18 protein-coding genes are annotated in these 21,377 nt (G+C 59.6%); 7 read left to right on the top strand and 11 right to left on the bottom strand.

What is annotated here, in order from left to right:
• Positions 1-37 precede the first annotated feature (37 nt).
• The 3 genes from N018_RS01395 to N018_RS01405 form a co-directional block, all read right to left on the bottom strand.
• Complete coding sequence (locus tag N018_RS01395; RefSeq protein ID WP_024646666.1) at positions 38-862, bottom strand: DeoR/GlpR family DNA-binding transcription regulator; 825 nt, start codon at positions 860-862, stop codon at positions 38-40.
• A 131-nt stretch (positions 863-993) separates the two neighbouring features.
• Positions 994-1,767, bottom strand: a complete 774-nt coding sequence (locus N018_RS01400; RefSeq protein ID WP_025388665.1) for an L-iditol 2-dehydrogenase — start codon at positions 1,765-1,767, stop codon at positions 994-996.
• Between the two features lie 39 nt (positions 1,768-1,806).
• Positions 1,807-3,123 (bottom strand): ABC transporter substrate-binding protein, encoded by a 1,317-nt coding sequence (locus tag N018_RS01405; RefSeq protein WP_025388666.1) that lies wholly within the window; start codon positions 3,121-3,123, stop codon positions 1,807-1,809.
• 285 nt (positions 3,124-3,408) lie between these two features.
• On the opposite strand from N018_RS01405, the gene N018_RS01410 reads away from it, so the two are divergent.
• Entirely contained in the window at positions 3,409-4,308 is a 900-nt protein-coding gene (locus N018_RS01410; protein ID WP_025388667.1) for an AraC family transcriptional regulator, read from the top strand.
• Position 4,309: 1 nt separating this feature from the next.
• Here N018_RS01410 and N018_RS01415 read toward each other — a convergent pair whose 3' ends face one another.
• Together N018_RS01415 and N018_RS01420 are read right to left on the bottom strand one after the other, a co-directional pair.
• A complete protein-coding gene (locus tag N018_RS01415; RefSeq protein WP_024646670.1) occupies positions 4,310-5,566 on the bottom strand; it encodes a cation:proton antiporter in 1,257 nt (418 codons plus the stop codon).
• Positions 5,567-5,839: 273 nt separating this feature from the next.
• Positions 5,840-6,169, bottom strand: coding sequence for a DUF2790 domain-containing protein (locus N018_RS01420; RefSeq protein ID WP_024646671.1), 330 nt, complete (start codon positions 6,167-6,169; stop codon positions 5,840-5,842).
• A 215-nt stretch (positions 6,170-6,384) separates the two neighbouring features.
• Between N018_RS01420 and N018_RS27710 the strand changes: the two genes are divergently transcribed.
• Positions 6,385-6,603, top strand: coding sequence for a hypothetical protein (locus N018_RS27710; protein ID WP_024646672.1), 219 nt, complete (start codon positions 6,385-6,387; stop codon positions 6,601-6,603).
• A gap of 355 nt (positions 6,604-6,958) precedes the next feature.
• Positions 6,959-8,284 (top strand): OprD family porin, encoded by a 1,326-nt coding sequence (locus tag N018_RS01430; protein ID WP_025388668.1) that lies wholly within the window; start codon positions 6,959-6,961, stop codon positions 8,282-8,284.
• Positions 8,285-8,355: 71 nt separating this feature from the next.
• Here the strand turns inward: N018_RS01430 and N018_RS01435 are convergent, their stop codons facing one another.
• The 3 genes from N018_RS01435 to N018_RS01445 form a co-directional block, all read right to left on the bottom strand.
• Complete coding sequence (locus N018_RS01435) at positions 8,356-11,493, bottom strand: CusA/CzcA family heavy metal efflux RND transporter (protein ID WP_025388669.1); 3,138 nt, start codon at positions 11,491-11,493, stop codon at positions 8,356-8,358.
• 24 nt (positions 11,494-11,517) lie between these two features.
• Positions 11,518-12,783 (bottom strand): efflux RND transporter periplasmic adaptor subunit, encoded by a 1,266-nt coding sequence (locus tag N018_RS01440; RefSeq protein WP_025388670.1) that lies wholly within the window; start codon positions 12,781-12,783, stop codon positions 11,518-11,520.
• Between the two features lie 67 nt (positions 12,784-12,850).
• Positions 12,851-14,077: a TolC family protein gene (locus N018_RS01445; RefSeq protein ID WP_025388671.1), complete on the bottom strand. Its 1,227-nt coding sequence runs from the start codon at positions 14,075-14,077 to the stop codon at positions 12,851-12,853.
• A 252-nt stretch (positions 14,078-14,329) separates the two neighbouring features.
• Between N018_RS01445 and N018_RS01450 the strand changes: the two genes are divergently transcribed.
• From N018_RS01450 to N018_RS01460, 3 genes are all read left to right on the top strand, one after another.
• Entirely contained in the window at positions 14,330-15,004 is a 675-nt protein-coding gene (locus N018_RS01450; RefSeq protein WP_003382360.1) for a heavy metal response regulator transcription factor, read from the top strand.
• A complete protein-coding gene (locus tag N018_RS01455; RefSeq protein ID WP_025388672.1) occupies positions 15,001-16,392 on the top strand; it encodes a heavy metal sensor histidine kinase in 1,392 nt (463 codons plus the stop codon). The genes N018_RS01450 and N018_RS01455 overlap by 4 nt, the downstream gene beginning before the upstream one ends.
• Before the next feature lie 114 nt (positions 16,393-16,506).
• Positions 16,507-16,908 (top strand): MAPEG family protein, encoded by a 402-nt coding sequence (locus tag N018_RS01460; protein WP_025388673.1) that lies wholly within the window; start codon positions 16,507-16,509, stop codon positions 16,906-16,908.
• 54 nt (positions 16,909-16,962) lie between these two features.
• Here the strand turns inward: N018_RS01460 and N018_RS01465 are convergent, their stop codons facing one another.
• Together N018_RS01465 and ligB are read right to left on the bottom strand one after the other, a co-directional pair.
• Positions 16,963-17,373, bottom strand: a complete 411-nt coding sequence (locus tag N018_RS01465; protein ID WP_024646681.1) for a DUF1090 domain-containing protein — start codon at positions 17,371-17,373, stop codon at positions 16,963-16,965.
• A 54-nt stretch (positions 17,374-17,427) separates the two neighbouring features.
• Complete coding sequence (ligB, locus tag N018_RS01470; protein ID WP_025388674.1) at positions 17,428-19,110, bottom strand: NAD-dependent DNA ligase LigB; 1,683 nt, start codon at positions 19,108-19,110, stop codon at positions 17,428-17,430.
• Between the two features lie 374 nt (positions 19,111-19,484).
• On the opposite strand from ligB, the gene N018_RS01475 reads away from it, so the two are divergent.
• Positions 19,485-20,096, top strand: coding sequence for a LysE family translocator (locus N018_RS01475; RefSeq protein ID WP_024646683.1), 612 nt, complete (start codon positions 19,485-19,487; stop codon positions 20,094-20,096).
• 83 nt (positions 20,097-20,179) lie between these two features.
• Here the strand turns inward: N018_RS01475 and metK are convergent, their stop codons facing one another.
• Positions 20,180-21,370 carry a methionine adenosyltransferase gene (gene metK, locus N018_RS01480; protein ID WP_002555698.1) on the bottom strand — a complete coding sequence of 397 codons (1,191 nt, stop codon included), beginning with the start codon at positions 21,368-21,370 and terminating at the stop codon, positions 20,180-20,182.
• Between the last annotated feature and the right edge of the window lie 7 nt (positions 21,371-21,377).

Genomic DNA, 21,377 nt, shown 5'->3' on the forward strand with positions numbered 1-21,377 from the left:
ATTTGTGGCCTCTGGGATCAGCCAGCTCGGCAGCGCGTTACTTCGAACGGCCGCCTACAGGTGCCAGCAGCAACTCGATACGCTGCTTGCGGATACCGTCCGCAGCGGCTTCAGCCAGCGCTGCGTCGGTGATGATGGTGTCGAACTGCTCAAGCCCGGCCACCTTGTACATGCCGAAGGTGCCGTATTTGGAGCTGGTGGCGATCAGTACGGTTTGCGAAGCGGACTGCATCGCCGCCTGCTTGACCTCGACCTTCAATGCCGAGGGCGTGGTGGTGCCGCGTTGCAGGTCCCATGAACTGGTCGACATGAACGCCACGTCGGTTGCCAGCTGACGCAACGTTGCGGCGGCGAGCCCACCGACACTGGAGCGGTTCGGGTGATCGAGCAGGCCACCGGTGTGAATCACATCCACGTGCGCAGCGTCGGCCAGCGCATTGACCACGCCGAAATCATTGGTCACGACGGTCATGCCTGACAACGCAACGATATGCGGCACGATCTCCAGCGTGCTGGTGCCCGCGTCCAGATAGATCGTCATGTCCGGATGCAGCAAACCCGCTGCCAGCCGCGCCATGCCCTGCTTGTGCGGCAGCTCGACGACGGCTTTCGATTGATGGCTGGGTTCGCTGTGTACCTGACTGGCAATACGCGCGCCGCCGGTCACCGAGTAGGCCCGGCCTTCCTGTTCCAGCACGGCGATGTCGCGGCGGATGGTCATGTGCGAGCAGTCGAACATCTCCATCAACTGATGAACGCTGAGTACCTGATGCTTGCGCAACTGGCGCAGCATCAGCTCCCGGCGTTGATCGGGAATCATAGGTGTACCGCCGGCGATGGCGATCTCCTCTTCAGTGGACATGCGTGCTCCTGTGCATCAATGAGCCGCCTCAGGAAGCAGACGGTCCGCGCATCTTAGCCAATCGCTTCGGCAATGGAAGCGTCGACCTGGCTTTTTTGCGCGGTGCGGCTCATCTGTGCAACGGTTGCCGGTCAGCTCATCCAGTTTCCGCCATCGACGTTATAGGTCTGCGCCACCACGTATTGGCTGTCGCTGGAGGCGAGAAAAATCGCCATACCAGTCAGGTCATCTGCCGTGCCCATACGCCCATAGGGCACCTGCTCGCCCACCAGCCTTTTCTTCTCGCCCAGCGGCCGGTTTTCATAACGGGCGAACATTGCATCGACGCCATCCCAGTGCTCGCCATCCACCACGCCCGGGGCGATGGCATTGACATTGATGCCGTGCCTGATGAGGTCCAGACCGGCCGATTGCGTCAGGCTGATCACCGCGGCCTTGGTCGCGCAGTACACCGCGACCAGCGCTTCGCCACGGCGTCCCGCCTGGCTGGCCATGTTGATAATCTTGCCGCCGTGGCCTTGGGCAATCATCTGCTTTGCAGCTGCCTGCAAGGTAAACAAAGTGCCCGCAACGTTGATTGAGAACAGCCGCTCGTAGCTGTCACGCGTGATATCGACAATCGGCGCCAGATCGAACAGCGCAGCGTTATTGATGAGGATATCCAGCTTGCCGCTGTGCGCGACGACGGCTGCGATGGCCTGATCGATGGAAGCCTGATCCGTTACGTCCATGCTGACCGCATAAGCGTTCGGCCCCAACTCAGCTGCTGTGGTCTGCGCGCGCTGCAGATTGATGTCGGCAATGGCCACACTGGCCCCTTCGCGAATGTAGGCCTGCGCGAAAGAGCGCCCAATGCCCCGCGCCGATCCGGTGATCAGCGCGCTTTTACCGTCGAGTCGTTTCATGGGTTTATCGTCCGTCCAATTCATTTGAGGGCTGCCGGTTTACTTCGGATAACCGGCGCGTTTCATCTCGCGTTCGGTGACGGCCTGTGCGGCGCTGAGTGCCTGCTCAGTGGTGGTCTGACCGGTCAAGGCAGCAGAGAACAACTTGCCGACCGAGGTGCCGATGGCCTGAAACTCGGGAATGGTCACGTACTGGATGCCGACGTAAGGCACCGGCTTGACCGAGGGTTGCGCAGGGTCGGCGTGTTGCATCATCTGCAACGTGACCCTGGCGAACGGCGCTGCCTTCAGGTAAGCCTCACTGTAGGTGGACGTACGCGTGCCGGGCGGTACGTTGGAGATGCCGTCGGTCTTGGCGACCAGTTCGATATATTCTTTGGACGTGGCCCAGGTGATGAAGGCCTTGGCTGCGTCTTTGTGCTTCGACGTGGCCGGTATTGCCAGCGACCAGGCATACAGCCATGACGAGCCCTTGTCGGTCACTTCAACCGGCGCAGGCGCAAAGCCGACGCTGTCGACCACCTTGCTCTGCTCTTTGTCGGTGGTGAAGGAGCCAGCCACACTGGCGTCTACCCAGAGCGCGCACTTGCCGCTGTTGAATAGCGCGAGGGTTTCGTTGAAACCGTTGCTCGACACACCCGGTGGGCCGTAGTTTTTGAGGGTGTTGACGTAGAAATTCGCGGCGTTGCTCCATTCCGGGCTGTTCAGCTCGGGTTTCCACTGCTCATCGAACCAGCGCGCGCCAAAGGCGTTGGCCATGGTGCTCAGCAGCGCAACGTTCTCACCCCAACCGGCCTTGCCACGCAGGCACATGCCGTAAATACCCTTGTCAGGCTGGTGCAGCTTTGCCGCAAACTCGCCCAACTGCGTCCAGGTGGGATGCTCGGGCATGCTTAACCCCGACTGTTTGAACAGATCGGTGCGGTAATACGTGATCGTGCTTTCGCCATAAAAGGGCAGGGCGTACAGCGTGTTGTTGACTGACAAACCCTGACGCACCGAAGGAAAGATGTCTTCCAGATCATATTCCGGCGCCAGGCCGGTGATCGGTTCCAGCCACTTTTTGGCCCCCCACAGCGGCGTTTCATAAGTGCCGATGGTCAATACGTCGAACTGGCCACCCTGCGTGGCGATGTCGGTGGTCAGGCGTTGGCGCAGGACGTTTTCTTCGAGCACCACCCAGTTGAGCTTGATCTCGGGATGCTGCTGCTCAAAGAGTTTCGACAGACGCTGCATGCGGATCATGTCGCCGTTGTTCACCGTGGCAATGGTCACGGTTTCGGCGGCCTGAGCGGCCAGACTGAGGAAGGCGAACGAAACACCTGCGGACAGGAAAAGCGCTTTTTGAATGTTCATCGTAGTGCTCTCCACTCCGCGCCTTGCGGGCGGGAGCTATTGTTTTTGTTGTTGACCACGGCCGCGCTGAACAGCCTGCTGGACGTCCCGATTACAGCAGCCTGTGCAGCGCTGAACAAACGCAGCAGAAACACCTGACTGATACTTTTTTAACCGAGGGCCGCCCGATGGTCTGAAAGCAAAAAAGTATCAGTGCCGATTTGAGCGTGAGCTAGCGTTGGCCGGTCGGGAGGGCGTATGTTCAAGCGTCCATAGCGTATTCATAACGATAAAAAGGGGCATCCAGTGCCTGACAGTCGAGCGGCCTTGTTCGAGCAGCGTCCCGCCGAGCTTGAAGTCATCCTCCCACAGCCAGACCATTGCTTTCGCTGGTATGAGCACGACTATCCTTACGCGTTGGCGCGCTGGAACCACCATCCGGAATTCGAAATCCATCTGATCCGCCAAGGCAGCGGCAAACTGGTTGCCGGCGATTACATCGGTGAGTTCGGCGCCGGTCATGTGGCGCTGATCGGTCCGGACCTGCCCCACGACTGGATCGGCGATCTCGCCCCCGGGGAACACTTGGCCGGGCGGGATGTGGTGTTGCAGTTCGATGGTGCAGCGCTGCTGGCGCTACGCGGTACGTTGCCGGAAATGGGTGACTTGCAGCGCCTGTTCGAGCAGGCGCGTCGCGGGCTGGAGTTCACCGGGGCGACGGCTGTACAAGCTGCGCGCCTGCTGGAGGAGATCGGCCTCGCACAAGGGCTGGAGCGGCTGATTCTGTTCCTGCAACTGGTCAACACGCTGATGAAAGCTCCTGCGCAGGAGGTTCGCCTGCTGGCCAGCGCCTGGTATGCACCGACCCTGGATGCGCGCAGCTCGGAACGGATCAATAAGGCGTTCGATTATCTGCTCAAGGAATTGACCAGCGATATCCGGTTGTCGGTGATTGCCCGGCAACTGGACATGAGTGATCCCGGTTTCTCGCGCTTCTTCAAACGCACCACCGGCCACTGTTTCATCGATCTGATGCGCAAATTGCGGGTCCAGCGGGCTTGCCGGTTACTGCTGCACAGCGAGATGTCGGTGTCGGACATCTGTTTCGAAGTCGGCTACGCCAACCTGTCCAATTTCAACCGGCACTTTCGCGTGGAAATGCAGCAGACGCCCAGTGAGTACCGGCGCGCCGCTGCAACAACGTGAATCAGTGCGCGTCGTCTTTTGCTTGCGGGGCGCGGGTGACTGCCTGTACCAGCTTACCGATGGTCAGGCCCTGCAAGAGGATCGACAACAACACCACGATATAAGTGATGCTCAGCAGCAGGTCGCGTTCCGGCCCGGTGGGCAGGGCCAGCGCCAGCGCTACCGAAACGCCGCCGCGCAAGCCGCCCCAGGTCAGGATGCGAATTGTACCGTGCGGCACTTTACGCCAGCGCCGCAGCAGCAGAATGGCCGGGGCCACGGTGACAAAGCGCGACAGCAGGATCGCCACAGCCAGCAGACTGGCGGCAATCAAGTGCTGCCACGAGAACGGTAGCAGCAACAGCTCCATGCCGATCAGCGCGAACAGCAGCGCGTTGAGCATGTCATCCAGCAACTCCCAGAAACCGTCCATGTAGCGACGGGTCATGTCGTTCATGGCCAGATTGCGCCCCAGATTGCCGATGATCAGTCCGGCCACGACCATCGCGATGGGGCCGGAGACGTGCAGCTCGGAGGCCATGGCCGAACCGCCGATCACCAGCGCCAGTGTCAGCATGACTTCGATCTGATACTGCTCGATGCTCTTGATCATCAGGTACACGGCGTAACCGATGAGGCCGCCGAACAGCACCCCGCCGAGCGCTTCGTGGGCAAACAGCAACGCTGTTTCGCCGACCGTGGGCGTCTCGCCCAGTTGCGCAATGCCCAGCAACACGGTGAACACCACCACCGCCGTGCCGTCATTGAACAGCGACTCGCCGACGATGGTGGTCTTGAGCGGTTTGGACGCATTGGCGGTCCGCAGGACACCGAGCACCGCAATCGGGTCAGTAGGTGAAATCAGCGCGCCGAACAGCAGGCAGTACAGCGGGCTGACATGCCAGCCGAACAGGGCAAAGATCCAGTAGGCCAGCGCACCGATAACGGTGGTGGCAATCAGCACACCGAAGGTCGCCAACAGGCCGATGGGCCAGCGATAGTTCTTCAGGTCACCGAGGTTGACGTGCAACGCCCCTGCGAACAGCAGAAAGGACAGCATCCAGTTCATCAACAGGTCGCCGAAGTCGATCTGGCCGATCAATTGCTGGACGCGATCTTCCAGACCGGGATAGCCCAGAAAGCTCAGGCCTTGCAGCAGCAACGAGAACATCAGCGCTGTCACCATCACACCGATGGTGGGAGGCAGACCGATAAAACGATAATTCACATAGGTCAGCAGCGCAGTGAGGCAGATAAAACCAGCAGCGAGTTCAAGCATCGGTCATTCCAAATCCGTAGTTGCAGTTCTCGATCACCGTAACCGAGCCTGTATTGGATGGACCGGACGGGCGTCCAGACACATGGCGACAAGACACAGTAGGGTCTGCGTTGACCACGCAAAGCCGGTGAGGTTGCAAGGAAGGCGGGAATAAGCGGTCAGGCGGGCTGTAAACAGGTATCAAGCGGGAGAGAGACGCAAAAAATCAGCCCGGAGGATGGTCCGGGCTGATGGGGGATGTAACGCTGGGTGGCCTCCCTGGCAGGTTCAGAATCATTGGCTGTTTCTGCATCCGCCCAAGACCTGATACTGCACGGTGTTCAGCTTGCCCTTGGAATCTTCGTAGGTCATCAGTTTCGGCATCACGCTACAGGTCTGCAGATCCGGGGATTTGCGAATGACCTTGGCAACGTCCAGCTTCATTCCGTACGTGTACTCCTTGATCTCCGGCATCGGCTTGTTATGGATGGCGGCATACTTCTGCACGCTGGTCTGGTGCTCTTTTATCACGGTGGTGGCTTTGACTTCATCTGTCGTGTAAGCGAAAGCACTCAGGGGTGAAAGAATGGCCAGGGCAAGTAACATCGATTTGGCAGTACGCATTTTCTGTTGTCTCCGTTTGAATGTGACTTAACCCTAACAAGCAGACGCTAACCAGAAAGTGGCTGAAACATTACAAATCGGTAATCTTCAAGATGTCAGCTTTCTAACAGTATTGTCATTGTCTGCTCACCTTCCTGTTAGTTGTCCGGGCGTAAGCTTGTTTCATCCCTGACAAGCACCGCGCTTTTCAGGAACCACTTTCAACCCAGGAGGTAATGATGATGAAGCTGATCAAGTCGATGGTTTTCGCAGTAGCTGCCCTGTCCGGTACTGCAGCCTTTGCCGATGACGGCAACGAGTATGCAAGCACGGCTGCTGACAAGATGCGCCTGGCACAAGAGATCCGCTTCAAGGAGCAGAACAGCAACCCGGCCGAGCGGTACGTCAACTCAGACGACAAGAAGGCTGAGCAGCCCACCAAGTCTGAAGGCTGATGCCCTTGATGCTCGACCCGCTGCCCCCCCATTCGCCCTTTGGCAGCTCCCAGCTCCTTTGGTCCGGGCGAATCTTTAAGCGTCCTTCGGGGCGCTTTTTTTATTCCCGCGTCCACACATATCGCTCCCACGCTCCAGCTCCGCTATTAAATGTCTGGTCGCACTTGGTCAAAGCGTGTTTTGTTTTATTGAACTAACACACGCTGCAGTGCGTTTCCTTTCCTATTTGTAATTTTGCCGTCACCTTGGCGTTATCTTCGCCGCTTCAAGATTGTGCCCCACTGGCAGCGCTCGGTTTAATAAAAACAGCCAGGTCGACACGCTTATAACAATCTGCCGATTAAACGGAGCGCACATGACTCAACTCAGAACCCTCTCACTTGCCCTGTGTTCGTCACTCGCAGGTGTAACGTCGATTGCGGCACTCGCCGAAGAACAGAAAGAAGGCTTCATTGAAGGCAGTACGCTGACCGTACTCAACCGCAACTTCTACATGAACCGTGATCATCGCAACGGCGAGTCCAGCCCTACCGGCAACGGCTACTCCGAAGCCTGGGCGCAGGGCATCATCGGGCGCTTCCAGTCAGGCTTCACCCAAGGCACATTCGGCGTAGGGGTCGATGCCTTTGCCATGATCGGCATCAAGCTCGACACGGGGGGTGGACGCAACGGCGGGCGCAGCGCATTCGATGTGCTGCCGGTCGATGGGCAAGGCAATGCTCGCGATGAGTACAGCAAAGTCGGCGGCTCGCTGAAGGCCAGGGCCTTCGACACCGTCGTCAACGTGGGCGATGTTTTCCCGTCGACGCCGGTGGTTGCATTCGGTGATTCGCGCCTGCTGCCGGAAAGCTTTCGTGGCGTCACGGCGATCAACAACAGCATCAGTGGTCTGACCCTGCAAGGCGGTCGCTTGCACTCCATGAGCCAGCCGGTCTCCAGCAACATGCGCGACGGTTTCGTGACCTTCTACGGCGGCGCGGTCGACTCTCCCTGGGTTGCCTACTTCGGCGGTGATTACCAGGCCACCGACGCACTGAGCCTTGGCCTCTACACCAGCCGCCTGAAAGACGTCTGGGATCAGAAATACGCCTCGGCCTCCTACGTGCTGCCGCTCTCCGATGACCTGTCGCTGACCAGCAGCCTGAACTACTACAACGCTACCGACGAAGGCAAAAAGCTGCTCGGCGAATTCGACAACGACATCTGGAGTGCGAAAGTCGCCCTGCAATACGGCGCACACACCCTGTCTCTGTCGCACCAGCGTAATGAAGGCGATGACGATTTCGACTACCTCAGGCAGTCGGATTCCATCTACCTCGCCAACTCCATCCAGTACAGCGACTTCAACTCACCCAAAGAGCGTTCGTGGATGCTCACTTACAACCTCGACATGTCCACCTTCGGCGTCCCTGGCCTGTCGTTCATGACCCGCTACGGCAAAGGCACCGACGCTGACTACTCCAACGCCAACAGCACCTACATGCGCCGCGACGCACAAGGCAACCCGCTGACCGATCAGAAACGCTGGGAGCGCGATATCGAAGCCAAATACATCGTGCAGACCGGCTCACTGAAAGACCTGTCGCTGCGCGTGCGTCAGGCGACGACCCGGGCGACGGCGTTTGAATCGGACCTGGATGAAGTGCGGGTGATTGTGGAGTATCCGTTGAGCGTGCTTTGACCTGACTTAGAGTGTTTTCGACATAAGCAGAAAGCGCCCCTCGGGGCGCTTTTTTTGTACGGGTAGCGTGTTTACTCCTCTTCCTCATCCCGCCGATGCGCCCACTGATACAGCGCTGGCAACACCAGCAATGTCAGTGCCGTCGAAGACAGAATGCCGCCGATCACTACCGTCGCCAGTGGCCGCTGCACTTCGGCACCAGTCCCGGTAGCGAGGGCCATGGGGATGAAGCCCAGCGATGCGACCAGTGCGGTCATCAGCACCGGGCGCAGGCGGGTGAGGGCGCCTTCGTTGATGGCGTCGTGCAACGAGCGGCCTTCTTCGCGCAGGCTGCGGATGAAGGCGATCATCACCAGGCCGTTCAGCACCGCCACACCCGACAGGGCGATGAAGCCTACGCCTGCGGAGATCGACAGGGGAATGTCGCGCAGCCACAGGGCCATGACGCCGCCGGTTAACGCGAACGGGATGCCGGTGAAGACCAGCAGGCCGTCTTTGAGGTTGTTGAACATCATGAACAGCAGCGCGAGGACCAGCAGCAAGGCCACCGGCACGACGATCTGCAAGCGTTTCGCAGCGGATTGCAATTGTTCGAACTGCCCGCCCCAACTGGTCCAATAGCCCGCCGGGATCTGCACGCCGCTTTCGATGGTGGTGCCTGCTTCTTCGACAAACGAGCCAAGGTCGCGACCGCGCACATTGGCGCTGACGATCACCACGCGCTTGCCGTTCTCGCGACTGATCTGGTTCGGGCCCAGCACCAGATCAAGGCTGGCAACCTGCGACAGCGAGATGAAGCTGATCTGCTGGTTGTTCGCGCTCGCAGGCACCGGAATGAGCAGGCTGGAAAGCCCGTTCACGTCAGTGCGCAGTTGCTCGGACAGGCGCACCACCATGTCGAAACGGCGGTCCCCTTCATACAGCGTGCCCGCCTGACGACCGCCCAGCGCAATGGCGATGGCGTCCTGCACATCGGCGACGTTGAGGCCGTAACGCGCTGCCTTGTCACGATCAATGTTGATGGTCAGCACCGGCAGGCCGGTGGTCTGTTCGACCTTCACTTCTGATGCGCCCGGCACCTTTTGAAGCGTGGCGGCGATCTTTGCTGCAGTCTGATTCAGGATGTTCATGTCGTCGCCGAAGACCTTCACCGCCACGTCGCTGCGCACCCCCGAAACCAGTTCGTTGAAGCGCAACTGGATCGGCTGGGACAGTTCGTAGTTGCTGCCCGGCACCGTAGCGGCGGCCTTTTGCAGGTCGGCGATCAGGGTTTCGCGGGACTTGTCCGGTTCAGGCCATTCGCTTTGCGGCTTGAGCATCACGTAGCTGTCGGAGATGTTGGGCGGCATCGGGTCAGCGGCGATTTCGGCGGTGCCGGTACGGGCGAACACACGCTGCACTTCCGGCACTTTTTCGATGATGGCTTTTTCCAGACGCTGTTGCATGTCCACCGACTGGGTCAGGCTGGTGCCCGGCACCCGCAGCGCCTGCAAGGCAAAGTCGCCTTCGCTCAGGCTCGGAATGAACTCGCTGCCCATGCGGCTGGCGGTGAACCCGGACAACACGATTACAGCGAACGCCATGCTGAAGGCGATGGCACGATGCCCCAGCACCCAACTCAGTATCGGTGCGTAGCGCTGGCGGGCGGTGCGCATCACCAAGCCTTCTTCTTCCTTGACCTTGCCGGTGACGAACATGGCGATGGCGGCGGGTACAAAGGTCACCGAAAGGATCATCGCGCCGAGCAGAGCGATCACCACGGTGAAAGCCATCGGGTGGAACATTTTGCCTTCCACGCCGGTGAGGGCGAAGATCGGCAGGTACACGACCATGATGATCAACTGACCGAAAATCAGCGGACGACGTGCTTCTCTGGCAGCGGCGAATACCTCGTGGAAACGCTCTGAGCGAGTCAGAATGCGGCCGTGTTTTTTCTGGGCATGCGCCAGCCTGCGAATGGCGTTTTCGACGATCACCACGGCACCGTCGACGATGATGCCGAAGTCCAGCGCGCCCAGGCTCATCAGGTTGGCGCTAACCTTGTTTGTGAACATGCCGGTGAAGGTGAACAGCATGGCCAGTGGAATCACCATGGCGGTGATCAGCGCCGCGCGGATATTGCCGAGGAACAGAAACAGAATCACGATGACCAGAATCGCGCCTTCGATCAGGTTCTTCTTGACCGTCGCGATGGCTTTTTCGACCAGCGTGGTGCGGTCGTAAACCGTTACCGCTTCGACACCTTCGGGTAGCGTGCGATTGATGTCGGCGAGTTTCGCTGCTACGGCTTGCGAGACGGTGCGGCTGTTCTCGCCGATCAGCATGAACACGGTGCCGAGCACCACTTCACGGCCATTTTCGGTGGCTGCGCCGGAACGCATTTCCTTGCCGATGCCGACCTCAGCCACGCTGCTGATCCTGATCGGTGTGCCCTGCACATTGGCGATGACGATGTTGGCGATGTCGTCCACCGTGCCGAGCTGGCCCGGTGCGCGGATCAGCAGTTGCTCGCCACCGCGTTCGATGTAACCCGCGCCGACGTTGGCGTTGTTGCGCTCCAGCGCTGCCACCAGATCGTTCAGCGTAAGCTTGTAGGCGGCCAGTTTTTTCGGATCGGGGGCGATCTGATATTGCTTGGCGAAACCACCGATGGTGTTGATCTCGGCCACGCCCGGCACGTTGCGCAACTGCGGCTTGATGATCCAGTCCTGAATCACCCGCAGGTCAGTCGGCGTGTACGGCGTGCCGTCCTCTTTCAGCGCGCCCTCGCGGGCTTCGACCGTCCACAGAAAAATCTCGCCGAGGCCGGTGGAAATCGGCCCCATCATCGCGTCGACGCCTTCGGGCAATTGGTCCTTGGCGATCTGCAGGCGCTCGTTTACCAGTTGGCGGGCGAAGAACAGGTCAGTGCCGTCTTCGAAAATTACCGTGACCTGGGACAGGCCCGAGCGTGACAGCGAGCGCGTTTGTTGCAGACCGGGCAGGCCCGCCATGTTGGTTTCGATGGCGAAGGTAATCCGCTGCTCGGTCTCCAGCGGCGAGAAGCCGGGCGCAGATGTATTGATCTGCACCTGTACGTTGGTAATGTCGGGTACCGCATCGATGGGCAGTTTCTGATAGCTGGCGATGCCCAGCCCTGCCATGAGCAGCACAGCAAGCATCACGACGATGCGCTGTTCAATCGCGAATTGAATCAACCGTTCAAACATGGAGGTGTACTCGTGTGACGCAGATCAATGGGCGTGCTCGGCGGAGCCTTTGCCCAGCTCCGACTTGAGGATGAAGCTGCCAGCGGTGGCCACTTGCGTACCGGCGGCCAGGCCTTTGACGATTTCCACATGACCGCCGTCGCGGCGGCCAAGCGTGACGGGCGTCAGCTGAAAACCTTCTTCGTTGCGCACGAAGACCGACGGCTTGTCTTCAATCGACTGGACTGCGGACTCGGGCAGGCTGACCGCTACACCGGTCTGTTCGGCGGCGACCTCCACCGATACGAACAGGCCTGGACGCCACGCGCCCTGAGGGTTGGCGAGCGTCACGCGCACAGCGGCGGCACGGGTCTGCTCGCCCAGCAGGCTGCCGACATAACCGATCCTGCCTTCGACGCTCGCGTTCAGATCAGGCGCACTGACCGTCACCGGACGCCCGACGACCACCTTGTCCAGGTCCCTTGGCGATACGCCAAACGTGGCCCAGACACGGGACAGATCCGACAGGGTGAACGCGTTGCTCGCTTCGTTGACCAGCTCGCCGATGCCCAGGTGTTTTTCCACAACCATGGCGTCGAAGGGTGCGATCAGTTCGTAGCGATTGCCTGCGGAATGGCTGAGACTGGCACCGATGGCGCTGATCTTCTGCCGGGCGTTGGCGAGGTTGATGTCGGCTTCCTGAAAATCCTGGCGCGCTTGCAGGTAGTCCTGCTCGGCAGAAATCTTGTCTTCCCACAGCTTCTTCTCGCGTTGCAGGGTCAGGCGTGCCAGTTCCTGACGGCGCTGGGCGGCGCTCAGTTCGCTGCGTTGATCAGAGATCTGCTGGCTGGCAATCACCGCCAGCACCTGGCCTTTTTTCACCGCCTGACCCAGATCGACCTTGACCGATTCGACCACGCCGCTGACCCGAGGCACGACATGCGCGGTGCGGTCCTCGTCGAAGCGTATTTCACCGGGGAAGGTCACGGTCGTGCTCATCTGCCGAGGCTCGGCGGTTGCCAGCTCGATGCCTGCCGCCTTGATCTGCTCGGCAGTCAGCTCGATGTGTCCCTCTTCTTCTTCATGGGCAGGCTCTGCGGCTGCGGCTCCGGGTTTTTTCGGCTCACCGTCATGGCTGTCTTCGCCATGAGCCTCTTTCGGCTCATGGGCGTGCTCTTGGTCGGAGTGCTCACCGTCCGATGAGCCGGTTTCAGCGGCGAAGGGCCGCATCTGCTGGTTCACTGTCAGACTGCCCAGACCAATGATGACCACCACCGCCAGCGCGATGGCAATGCTTCGTTTGTTATTCATGAAAGCTCCCGGCGATCAGGTACGTGCAGCACCTCTCGATACGCTCGATATAGGCGGAAAAAGACAGTCAGGGGTTGAAGCTGAACCGGTTGAGATCACCGTGGATTCGTTCGATGGCGACTCTCGCTTCGGTCGCTGTCGCCAGTGATTCCAGGTATTGGCTGCGGGCGGAAATCAGCGTTCGTTGTGCATCCAGAACTTCGAGGAAGCCGAACTTGCCCATTTCGAAACCACGGGTCGCCGTATCGACGGCACTTTGCGCGGCGGGCAGAATGACGTTATTGAACGACTCGACTTCCTGCGCAGCGGTGCTCCACTGATCAAGGGCGGACTGCGTCTGGGTGCGCAGTTTCAGCTCGACGGCATTGCGCAGGTCGCGGGACTGGTCTGCCCGCCGTGAGGCGGCGAGCACGTTGCCCTGATTTCGGTCAAACAACGGGAGCGGCATCGACAGGCCCACCACGTTGACGCGTTCGCGCTCTTCGCGGCTGTACTGGCTGCCGACGCTGACGGTCAGGTCCGGAATGCGCTTGGCGCGCTCCGAGCCCAATGCGGCTTCGCGCTGTTCGATCTGGGTCTGGGCGAGGCGCAGCTCGGCGGATTGGTTGAGGGCAGTCAGCATCTTCGCGGTCGACGGTGATTTGCCGGGAGACAGATCGGAGTAATCCAGGCGTTCGAAAGACGCTCTCGGCGAGCCGGTGGCGCGCGCCAGTTCACGGTTGCTGTTGATTTTCAGGGTTTCGGCGCGGCGCACCAGCAAGTCGGTTTCTGCCAGTTGCACCTGCGCGCGGGTGGCCTCGACTGGTGAGACCTTGCCTGCGCGCACACGCCCTTCGGCGACTTTCAGGCCGCGCTCGGCAAGCGCCCTGGATTGGCGGGCCAGCTCCAGACCGGCCTGCGCACGCGCTGCGGCATAAAATGCCTGAACCACGTCGGCGCGCAATTCATTGCCGCGCCGTTCAAGCTCCAGTCGAGCCGCGTCCTGCCCCTTGCCGGCCGCTTCGATACGCGCTCCGCGTTTGCCACCCAGCTCTAGCGCCTGGCTGAGCATTACCGTGGTGGTGCTGGTATTGCGTCGTGTGTCCTCGACTTCCCACGACACTACCGGGTTGGGGATCAGCCCCGCCTGCTGGCGATCCCCTTCGGCAACGCCGATCTCCCATTGCGCTGCGGCAAGCTCCGGATTGTGGGCAAAGGCGGCTTCCAGTGCCTGGGGCAGGCTGATGCCTTGGGCCGTTGCGACGCCCGGGACAACAAACGGCAGCAACAAAAAACACAGTGCGCCGACTCTCATGCCAGACACCCTGCAAATTCATCTGTACGCCGAATGCGTACGTTGTTCTCCAGTCCCATGAAATCACCCCATCAAAGCAAAAATACAAACAGGCACCGAGGCGCTGAAGTTGGCTGGGGTGACTTTATGCAATGGGAGTTATCACAGGGATTGCCGGGAAATTACGATTCTGTTATCCAGCGAGATAAGCGTTTCTTTTCAGTACACTGCACGGCATCGTCATCCTCCGCTCATCAAACAGGAAGCCAGGTTATGCGAATCCTTGTCGTAGAGGACGAGCCGAAAACGGCCGAGTACATGCATCAAGGTCTGACCGAAAGTGGCTATGTCGTCGATATCGCCGCCACCGGGCTTGATGGTCTTTACCTCGCGCAGCATCAGGCTTACGACGTGGTGATTCTGGATGTGAACCTGCCGGAGATGGATGGCTGGGAAGTGTTGAGCCGTCTCAGAAAAACCGTCAACACGCGCATCATGATGGTCACGGCGCGGGGGCGGCTTGAGGAAAAAGTCAAAGGTCTGGAAATGGGCGCTGATGACTATCTGGTCAAGCCGTTCGAGTTTCCGGAACTGCTGGCCAGGGTCCGCACCCTGATGCGTCGCAGTGAGCAGACCACCACTGCCAAGGTGTTGCAGGTCGGCGACCTGGAACTCGATCAAGGCCGACACCGGGCATTTCGCGGTAAGCAGCGCATCGACCTGACCACCAAGGAGTTCGCGCTTCTGCACCTGTTGATGCGCCACAGTGGTGAGGTCATGTCGCGTACCCAGATCATTTCGCTGGTCTGGGACATGAATTTCGACTGCGACACCAACGTGGTGGAAGTGTCGATCCGTCGCCTTCGAGCGAAGATCGATGACCCGTTCGAGACCAAGCTGATTCACACTCTGCGTGGCGTAGGTTATGTACTGGAAGTGCGTGAATGACGCCGACACGCCTTTCGACGCGTCTCGGGTTGACGGTCGTTGCTCTGATTGCGTGTCTGGTGCTGGTGATGGAAATGCTCGCCTACGCGGTCATTTCCCGGCAGCTTGATAGACGCGCCGAAGACAGCCTGAACGAGAAGTTTGCGCAGGTCGAACACAGCTTGAGTGAGGGTTTTCTCGCGGTAGAGGACATCGTTCAATACCCACACACTCTGCGTGACCAAATTGTCGGCCACGATAGCTACACGCTGACGGTGCTCGATTCGGGCAATCCACGGCAACAATTGATGATGGTCGGCAACGAGGAAGGGCGGAATCTGCCGATCCCTGAAGCAGATCGCATACCCCAGGGTTTTCAGGAGTTGCAGTCGATACACGGCCACAAGATTCTTATCGGATACCGGGAAATACGCCTCAAGACAGGACAGGACATTCTGGTCAGGCTGTCGATGGACCGCGAAAGCGACAGCACGCTGCTGCACGCTTATTTGAAATCGACCTTCCTGGTACTGCCGGTGATTCTGCTGCTGGTCGGCTTTGGCGTCTGGTGGGTGGTGCGTCGTGGCCTAAGGCCGTTGAGGGCATTCCGCAAAGTGACTGCGCTGATCTCGGCTCGAGATCTCTCTCACCGCATGAAAGTGAATGGCCTGCCTGACGAATTGCGCGATCTCGCGCATGCGGTGAATTTCATGCTGCACCGCCTGGATGGCGACGTTCAGCAACTGGCGCAATTTTCCGACGACCTGGCGCATGAGTTGCGCTCGCCCATGAACAACCTGATGGGCAAAGCACAGGTCACGCTCTCCAGGCCGCGTCCGCCGGAAGAGTACAAGCAGGCACTGGAGTCCTGCACCGAAGAGCTGGAGCGCATGTCGCGCATGATCAGCCAGATGCTGTTTCTGGCCAGCGTCAGCCAGCCCGCTGCGCCGTTGCCGGCTGACATTGTCGATCTGCGGGAAGAGGCAGAAAAAGTCGCCGAGCTGTTTTCAGCTTCGGCCGAGGATCGCGACATCACGCTACAGGTCAATGGCACTGCGAAAGTATCGGGCGACAAGCTGATGATCCAGCGAGCGATTTCAAATCTGCTGTCCAACGCTATTCGCCACGGCCTGTCCGGCAGTCTCATTACCATCACCCTTGCCACGCAGGGTGATGAAGTATCGCTGGCAGTGCGCAATGCGGGTGACGGTATCGACGCCGAGCACCTGCCGCGACTGTTCGACCGTTTCTACCGGGTCCACGTCAGCCGCGCTCGGCAGCAGGGTGGTACGGGGCTGGGGCTGGCGATTGTGCGTTCCATCATGAGCCTGCATGAAGGGCAGGTGACGGTTCAGAGTGCGCCCGGACATTTCACAACGTTTAGCCTGATCTTTCCTAAACTGGCGTAATGCGTCAGGTTGGTGATCGTTCTTCAAGAACCTTTCGCTGACCTCCGGCTCATAGCTTGTGAGCGGGTAATGCCCGGATGCTTCCGATGAAGCTGAACCTATAAGGATGGATGTATGACAGTTGCTTTCTGGTGCGTGCTGGTCGCGATATTGCTGCCGATTTTCTGTGCTGGCATCGCCAAGTTCGGCAGTGGCAAATTTGGCAGCGGACACAACCATGACCCGCGTGCCTTTCTCGACAAGCTTGAAGGTTTTCCACGACGTGCCCACGCGGCACAGCTCAACAGCTTTGAAGTGACGCCCGCGTTTGCGGCGGCGGTGATCATTGCGCACATTGCCGGCAATGCGCAGTTGGTGACCATCGATGTACTTGCAGTGCTGTTTATCACCAGCCGCCTGCTGTACATCATTTTCTATCTGGCCGACATGGCCGCACTGCGCTCAGTGGTTTGGCTGGTCGGCATGGGGCTGATCATTGCGCTGTTCGGCGTCTCGGCCTTTCCGGCTGCTGCCTGATAGCGACTTGTGACGCTGCCTTGTTATGGGCAGCGTCGCAACCTCCGATACCTATCAATCGTCCGGCTGGACTTTCTCGAGTTCAGTCTGCGCGTCCTGTAACTCCTTGCGCGACTCGGCAAGCTTGTCTTTGCGCTTGTTGATCCGCTCCGGATCACCCTTGTCCATGGCTTTGTTCAGATCGGTCTGACGACGACTGACCTCGCGCTTGGCGTCCAGCACCTTTTGCTCGCGCTGCTTAAGCAAGGAAGTCTCTGTGCAATTGGCGTTGACCTCGGCAAGGGCCTTTTCCAGGCCGGTCTGCTCGGCCTTGTTGCCTTCGGTCTTGGCGTCCTGAATCTTGCTGCTGATCTGCTGGCTTTTGATCAGGCACTCGGAAGGCGGTGGTGCCTGCTCGGAGGCCAGTAAGGTGGTCGCCAGCAGAGTGCAACCGGTGAAAAGGATCAATGGTGATAAAAACCGCATATGAACTCCGCTTGAAGATGACAATACCCGGACAGAAAAATGAACGTCCGCTACTTAGAAACCTGAAATACCGTGTGTCTGCAATTGCTGGCTTATCGCCTGCACTTGAGGGTCTCGAAAAAAAGCGCTGAGTTTCGCTGCCCGTCCCGGACCTATGCCCGGCTCCGCCTGCCATTGTTCGGCAGTTCGTGCCGCGAGTTCGTGCCAGCTATCAGGCAGTTTCGCGTCACCTGAGGGCGGCAGGCCGATGGCCTTGAGCCACGTCTGAAACGGCCGTTCGCGGGCGGTTTGCAGGCTCGTCAGCAGTTTAGCGCTGCTGCGTTCGGCGAAGCCGGGGATGTTAGCAAGCCCAGCGTGATTCAGGGTCATCCAATCGACTAAGCCTTCGATCTGGCCGTTTTCAATCAGCTTGTCCCAAGTGCCTGGACCGACTCCGGGCAACGCGAGACCTTTCTTGCCACTGAGCCAGACCAGCCGGGCACGAAACTGGCTTTCACAGCCTGGCGTGGCTTGCCAGCAACTCAATTCATGAAAATCACTGGCGTGCGGAACGCTCATTTCCGCTCGCTCGGTTGCGCGAGAAACCACGCTGTCGAGTCGTGGAATCGTCAGCCCGGCCAGGCTCACTGCCACTTGATCGCCGGGTCGGATGTCCAGCGCCTGCCAGCGTTGCAGCGAGCCTGTGCTGATACGGGTGACGGTCCGGTCGTCGAGGCGCACCGGTATCAGCTCCAGCACCGGGGTGATTCTGCCGCTGCGTCCTATATTGAAGTTGACCTTGCGCACCTCGGCCAGTGCTTGGGCGTAAGGGTGTTTCCACGCAGCGATCCAGTAAGGCGCACTGGCTTGCCAGCGCTGTGCGGGTGGCCGCTGACCCTGGCGCATGATCACGCCGTCTGTGGCGAACGGCAGGGGATTGCGATACCAGTGTTCACGCCATTTCGCGGCCTGAGCGTGGTTTTCCAGCCGGTGTGTGTAAGCCATGCTGTCTTCAAAACCCATGCTTTGCAGGCTTTCGAGCCGCTGAGTCATATCCGCTGGCCCGTTTGGCCAGTCCCAGACGAACAGGGCGATGGCGTCGGCCTGTTGCGAGCTGATCGTCTGTCGCGCCAACAGGCCTGCCACCTTGCTGCGAGCGTTGACGCTGCCGGCCGTCGCCTGAATATGATCGTCGAGCCGCCAATAAAGCTCGCCTTGCAGGACCACGGATTCGGCTCGGGGGATCTGCTGAGGGACCGCCTTGATCAGTCGGGCTTGGGAGGTCCAGTCCTGACCTTTTATCCCGTCGCCCCGACTGATTGCCTGCACCAGTTGGCCCTGTTCGTAAACCAGCGTCACCGCTACGCCATCGACCTTGGGTTGAACCCACAGGTCGGTCCTGCCCTTGAGCCAGGCCTTGACGCTGCCTTCGTCCGCCAGCTTGTTAACGCCGGTGTGCGGGACAGGATGTGCCATTGGGCCGGCTGAGGTTTTCAGCGGGTTGGCTTCAGGTGTAGGCACTGCAAAACATGCACGCCATACGGTCAGCTTGTGTCGCGCCTGATCGTAAAGCTCGTCAGGAATTTGCGAGATGCCGCGTCGGTGATAGCTGTCGTCCCACTCGGCAACCTGCTTTTGCAGTGCCGTTATTTCGTTGTTTGCCTTGGCGGCAGACCAGTCAGGGCACTGGCCGGCATGGACGAGGCCAGGGAGAAGAAAGACCAGAACGCACGTCATCAGGCGGAGGGTGGGCAACATCGAAGCATCCTTGCTTTAGGGATAGGCCCATGAGGGTAGTAGCCGATCCGCTTTGCAGACGAGAGGCTTGGTTACGGGGTTTTTCCATTGCACTGCGCCGCACGCTCAAGATCGGACGCGCAGCGTCCAGAACGGCATTCCCACCCTGGAGCGTGCGGAACGAGCCTGTGTCCTCTCGTGCCAATGCGCCGCGCTGGCATGCCTTTCTTGACGCCCCGCGTCACAAATCTGCGCCTCGCTGCGCGCTTATGCCAATGCCGGGCCTTAATCGTCCCTCAGCACAGTCAGGTCAAATATCATCATGCAACTGTGTCTTGATCCTTCACTGAATGAAGTCAGACTAAACAGCCGACCAAACCAAGGAATGGGTGCCCATGGACGTCTCTACTCTTGCTGTATTCATCCCCGCTTGTTTCGCGCTGAACATGGCGCCCGGGCCGAATAACCTGCTGTCGATCAGCAACGCCACGCGCTATGGTTTTGCCAGGTCCTGCCTGGGAGGCATGGGCCGCCTGCTGGCATTCGTCATCATGATTACGTTGGCGGCGGCAGGGCTCACGGCGGTGCTGCACACCTCTGAATGGCTCTTTCATGTGATCAAGCTCATCGGCGTGGCCTACCTGTTTTATCTCGCGGTGCAGCTGTGGCGTGCCAGCCCACATGCACCTGATAAAGCGGCAGTGAGCTCTGGCAGTCTGGCGCGTCAGGAGTTTCTGGTGGCTATTGGCAATCCGAAAGCGATCTTGCTGTTTACGGCTTTCCTGCCGCAATTTGTTGATCGCGAAGGTGATGTGTCGGGTCAGTTCGCGGTTTTGGGCGGTCTGTTTCTGGTACTGGAGTGCGTAGCGATTGCGTTGTACGCCGCGATGGGTATCCATGCTCGCCGTCTGCTGGCCAAGCCCAGTGGCAAGCGGTTGTTCAACAGGCTATGCGCAGGGCTGTTGGCGGGCGCTGCCTCTGTATTGCTGGTGTCGCGGCGGGCTTAGAGCGTAGCTGCTGAAGAGCTGTCCATGCAGACGAAAAAAAGCCCCGAACGACCAGGTCGTCCGGGGCTTTTTCGGGGCGGGTTTTACAGGCCGGCAGCTGCGCGCAGGGCGTCGGCGCGGTCGGTTTTTTCCCAGGTGAAGGCGGTGAAGGTGTCATCGCCAACGGTCATTTCGACCGGGGTACGACCGAAGTGACCATAGGCTGCAGTGGCCTGGTACATCGGGTGCAGCAGGTCGAGCATGGTGGTGATTGCGTAGGGACGCAGGTCGAAGTTGTCGCGGACCAGCTTGATGATCTTGTCATCTGACAGCTTGCCGGTGCCGAAAGTGTTCAACGAGATCGAGGTCGGCTGAGCGACGCCGATGGCGTAGGACACCTGGATTTCGCAACGTTCGGCCAGGCCAGCAGCCACGATGTTCTTGGCGACGTAACGGCCAGCGTAAGCTGCCGAACGGTCAACCTTCGATGGGTCCTTGCCGGAGAACGCGCCACCACCGTGACGGGCCATGCCGCCGTAGGTGTCGACGATGATCTTGCGGCCGGTCAGACCGCAGTCGCCTACCGGGCCACCGATGATGAAGTTGCCGGTCGGGTTGATGTGGAACTGGGTATCTTTGTGCAGCAAGTGCGCAGGGATGACGTGCTTGACGATCAGCTCCATCACGCCTTCGCGCAGGTCTTTGTAAGACACGTCCGGGTTGTGCTGGGTCGACAGCACGATGGCGTCGACGCCGACCACTTTGCCATTTTCGTAACGGCAGGTGACCTGGGATTTGGCGTCCGGGCGCAACCACGGCAGCAGGCCGGATTTGCGGGCTTCGGCCTGACGCTGTACCAGCTGGTGCGAGAAGGTGATCGGCGCAGGCATCAGCACGTCGGTTTCGTTGCTGGCATAGCCGAACATCAGGCCCTGGTCGCCAGCGCCCTGATCTTCGGGCTTGCTGCGGTCAACGCCTTGGGCGATGTCCACCGACTGCTTGCCGATGATGTTCATCACGCCGCAGGTCGCGCCGTCGAAGCCGACGTCGGAGCTGTTGTAGCCGATGTCGAGGATGACGTTACGCACGATGTCTTCCAGATCGACCCAGGCCGATGTCGACACTTCGCCAGCGATGATTGCCACGCCGGTCTTGACCAGTGTTTCGCACGCTACACGGGCGTATTTGTCTTCAGCGATGATAGCGTCCAGAACCGCGTCGGAAATCTGGTCGGCGATCTTGTCCGGATGCCCTTCGGACACGGACTCGGAGGTGAAAAGTGAGTATTCGCTCATCTCTACG

It is taken from the genome of Pseudomonas syringae CC1557 (assembly GCF_000452705.1).
GTDB lineage: Bacteria > Pseudomonadota > Gammaproteobacteria > Pseudomonadales > Pseudomonadaceae > Aquipseudomonas > Aquipseudomonas syringae_F.

Coding starts and splice junctions, on each gene's coding strand:
- N018_RS01415 (WP_024646670.1), bottom strand. CDS start 5,566: ATGCTTGAACTCGCTGCTGGTTTTATCTGCCTCACTGCGCTGCTGACC.
- N018_RS01465 (WP_024646681.1), bottom strand. CDS start 17,373: ATGCGGTTTTTATCACCATTGATCCTTTTCACCGGTTGCACTCTGCTG.
- N018_RS01440 (WP_025388670.1), bottom strand. CDS start 12,783: ATGAATAACAAACGAAGCATTGCCATCGCGCTGGCGGTGGTGGTCATC.
- N018_RS01395 (WP_024646666.1), bottom strand. CDS start 862: ATGTCCACTGAAGAGGAGATCGCCATCGCCGGCGGTACACCTATGATT.
- N018_RS01430 (WP_025388668.1), top strand. CDS start 6,959: ATGACTCAACTCAGAACCCTCTCACTTGCCCTGTGTTCGTCACTCGCA.
- N018_RS01450 (WP_003382360.1), top strand. CDS start 14,330: ATGCGAATCCTTGTCGTAGAGGACGAGCCGAAAACGGCCGAGTACATG.
- N018_RS01400 (WP_025388665.1), bottom strand. CDS start 1,767: ATGAAACGACTCGACGGTAAAAGCGCGCTGATCACCGGATCGGCGCGG.
- N018_RS01435 (WP_025388669.1), bottom strand. CDS start 11,493: ATGTTTGAACGGTTGATTCAATTCGCGATTGAACAGCGCATCGTCGTG.
- N018_RS01420 (WP_024646671.1), bottom strand. CDS start 6,169: ATGCGTACTGCCAAATCGATGTTACTTGCCCTGGCCATTCTTTCACCC.
- ligB (WP_025388674.1), bottom strand. CDS start 19,110: ATGTTGCCCACCCTCCGCCTGATGACGTGCGTTCTGGTCTTTCTTCTC.
- N018_RS01455 (WP_025388672.1), top strand. CDS start 15,001: ATGACGCCGACACGCCTTTCGACGCGTCTCGGGTTGACGGTCGTTGCT.
- N018_RS01460 (WP_025388673.1), top strand. CDS start 16,507: ATGACAGTTGCTTTCTGGTGCGTGCTGGTCGCGATATTGCTGCCGATT.
- N018_RS01405 (WP_025388666.1), bottom strand. CDS start 3,123: ATGAACATTCAAAAAGCGCTTTTCCTGTCCGCAGGTGTTTCGTTCGCC.
- metK (WP_002555698.1), bottom strand. CDS start 21,370: ATGAGCGAATACTCACTTTTCACCTCCGAGTCCGTGTCCGAAGGGCAT.
- N018_RS27710 (WP_024646672.1), top strand. CDS start 6,385: ATGATGATGAAGCTGATCAAGTCGATGGTTTTCGCAGTAGCTGCCCTG.
- N018_RS01445 (WP_025388671.1), bottom strand. CDS start 14,077: ATGAGAGTCGGCGCACTGTGTTTTTTGTTGCTGCCGTTTGTTGTCCCG.
- N018_RS01475 (WP_024646683.1), top strand. CDS start 19,485: ATGGACGTCTCTACTCTTGCTGTATTCATCCCCGCTTGTTTCGCGCTG.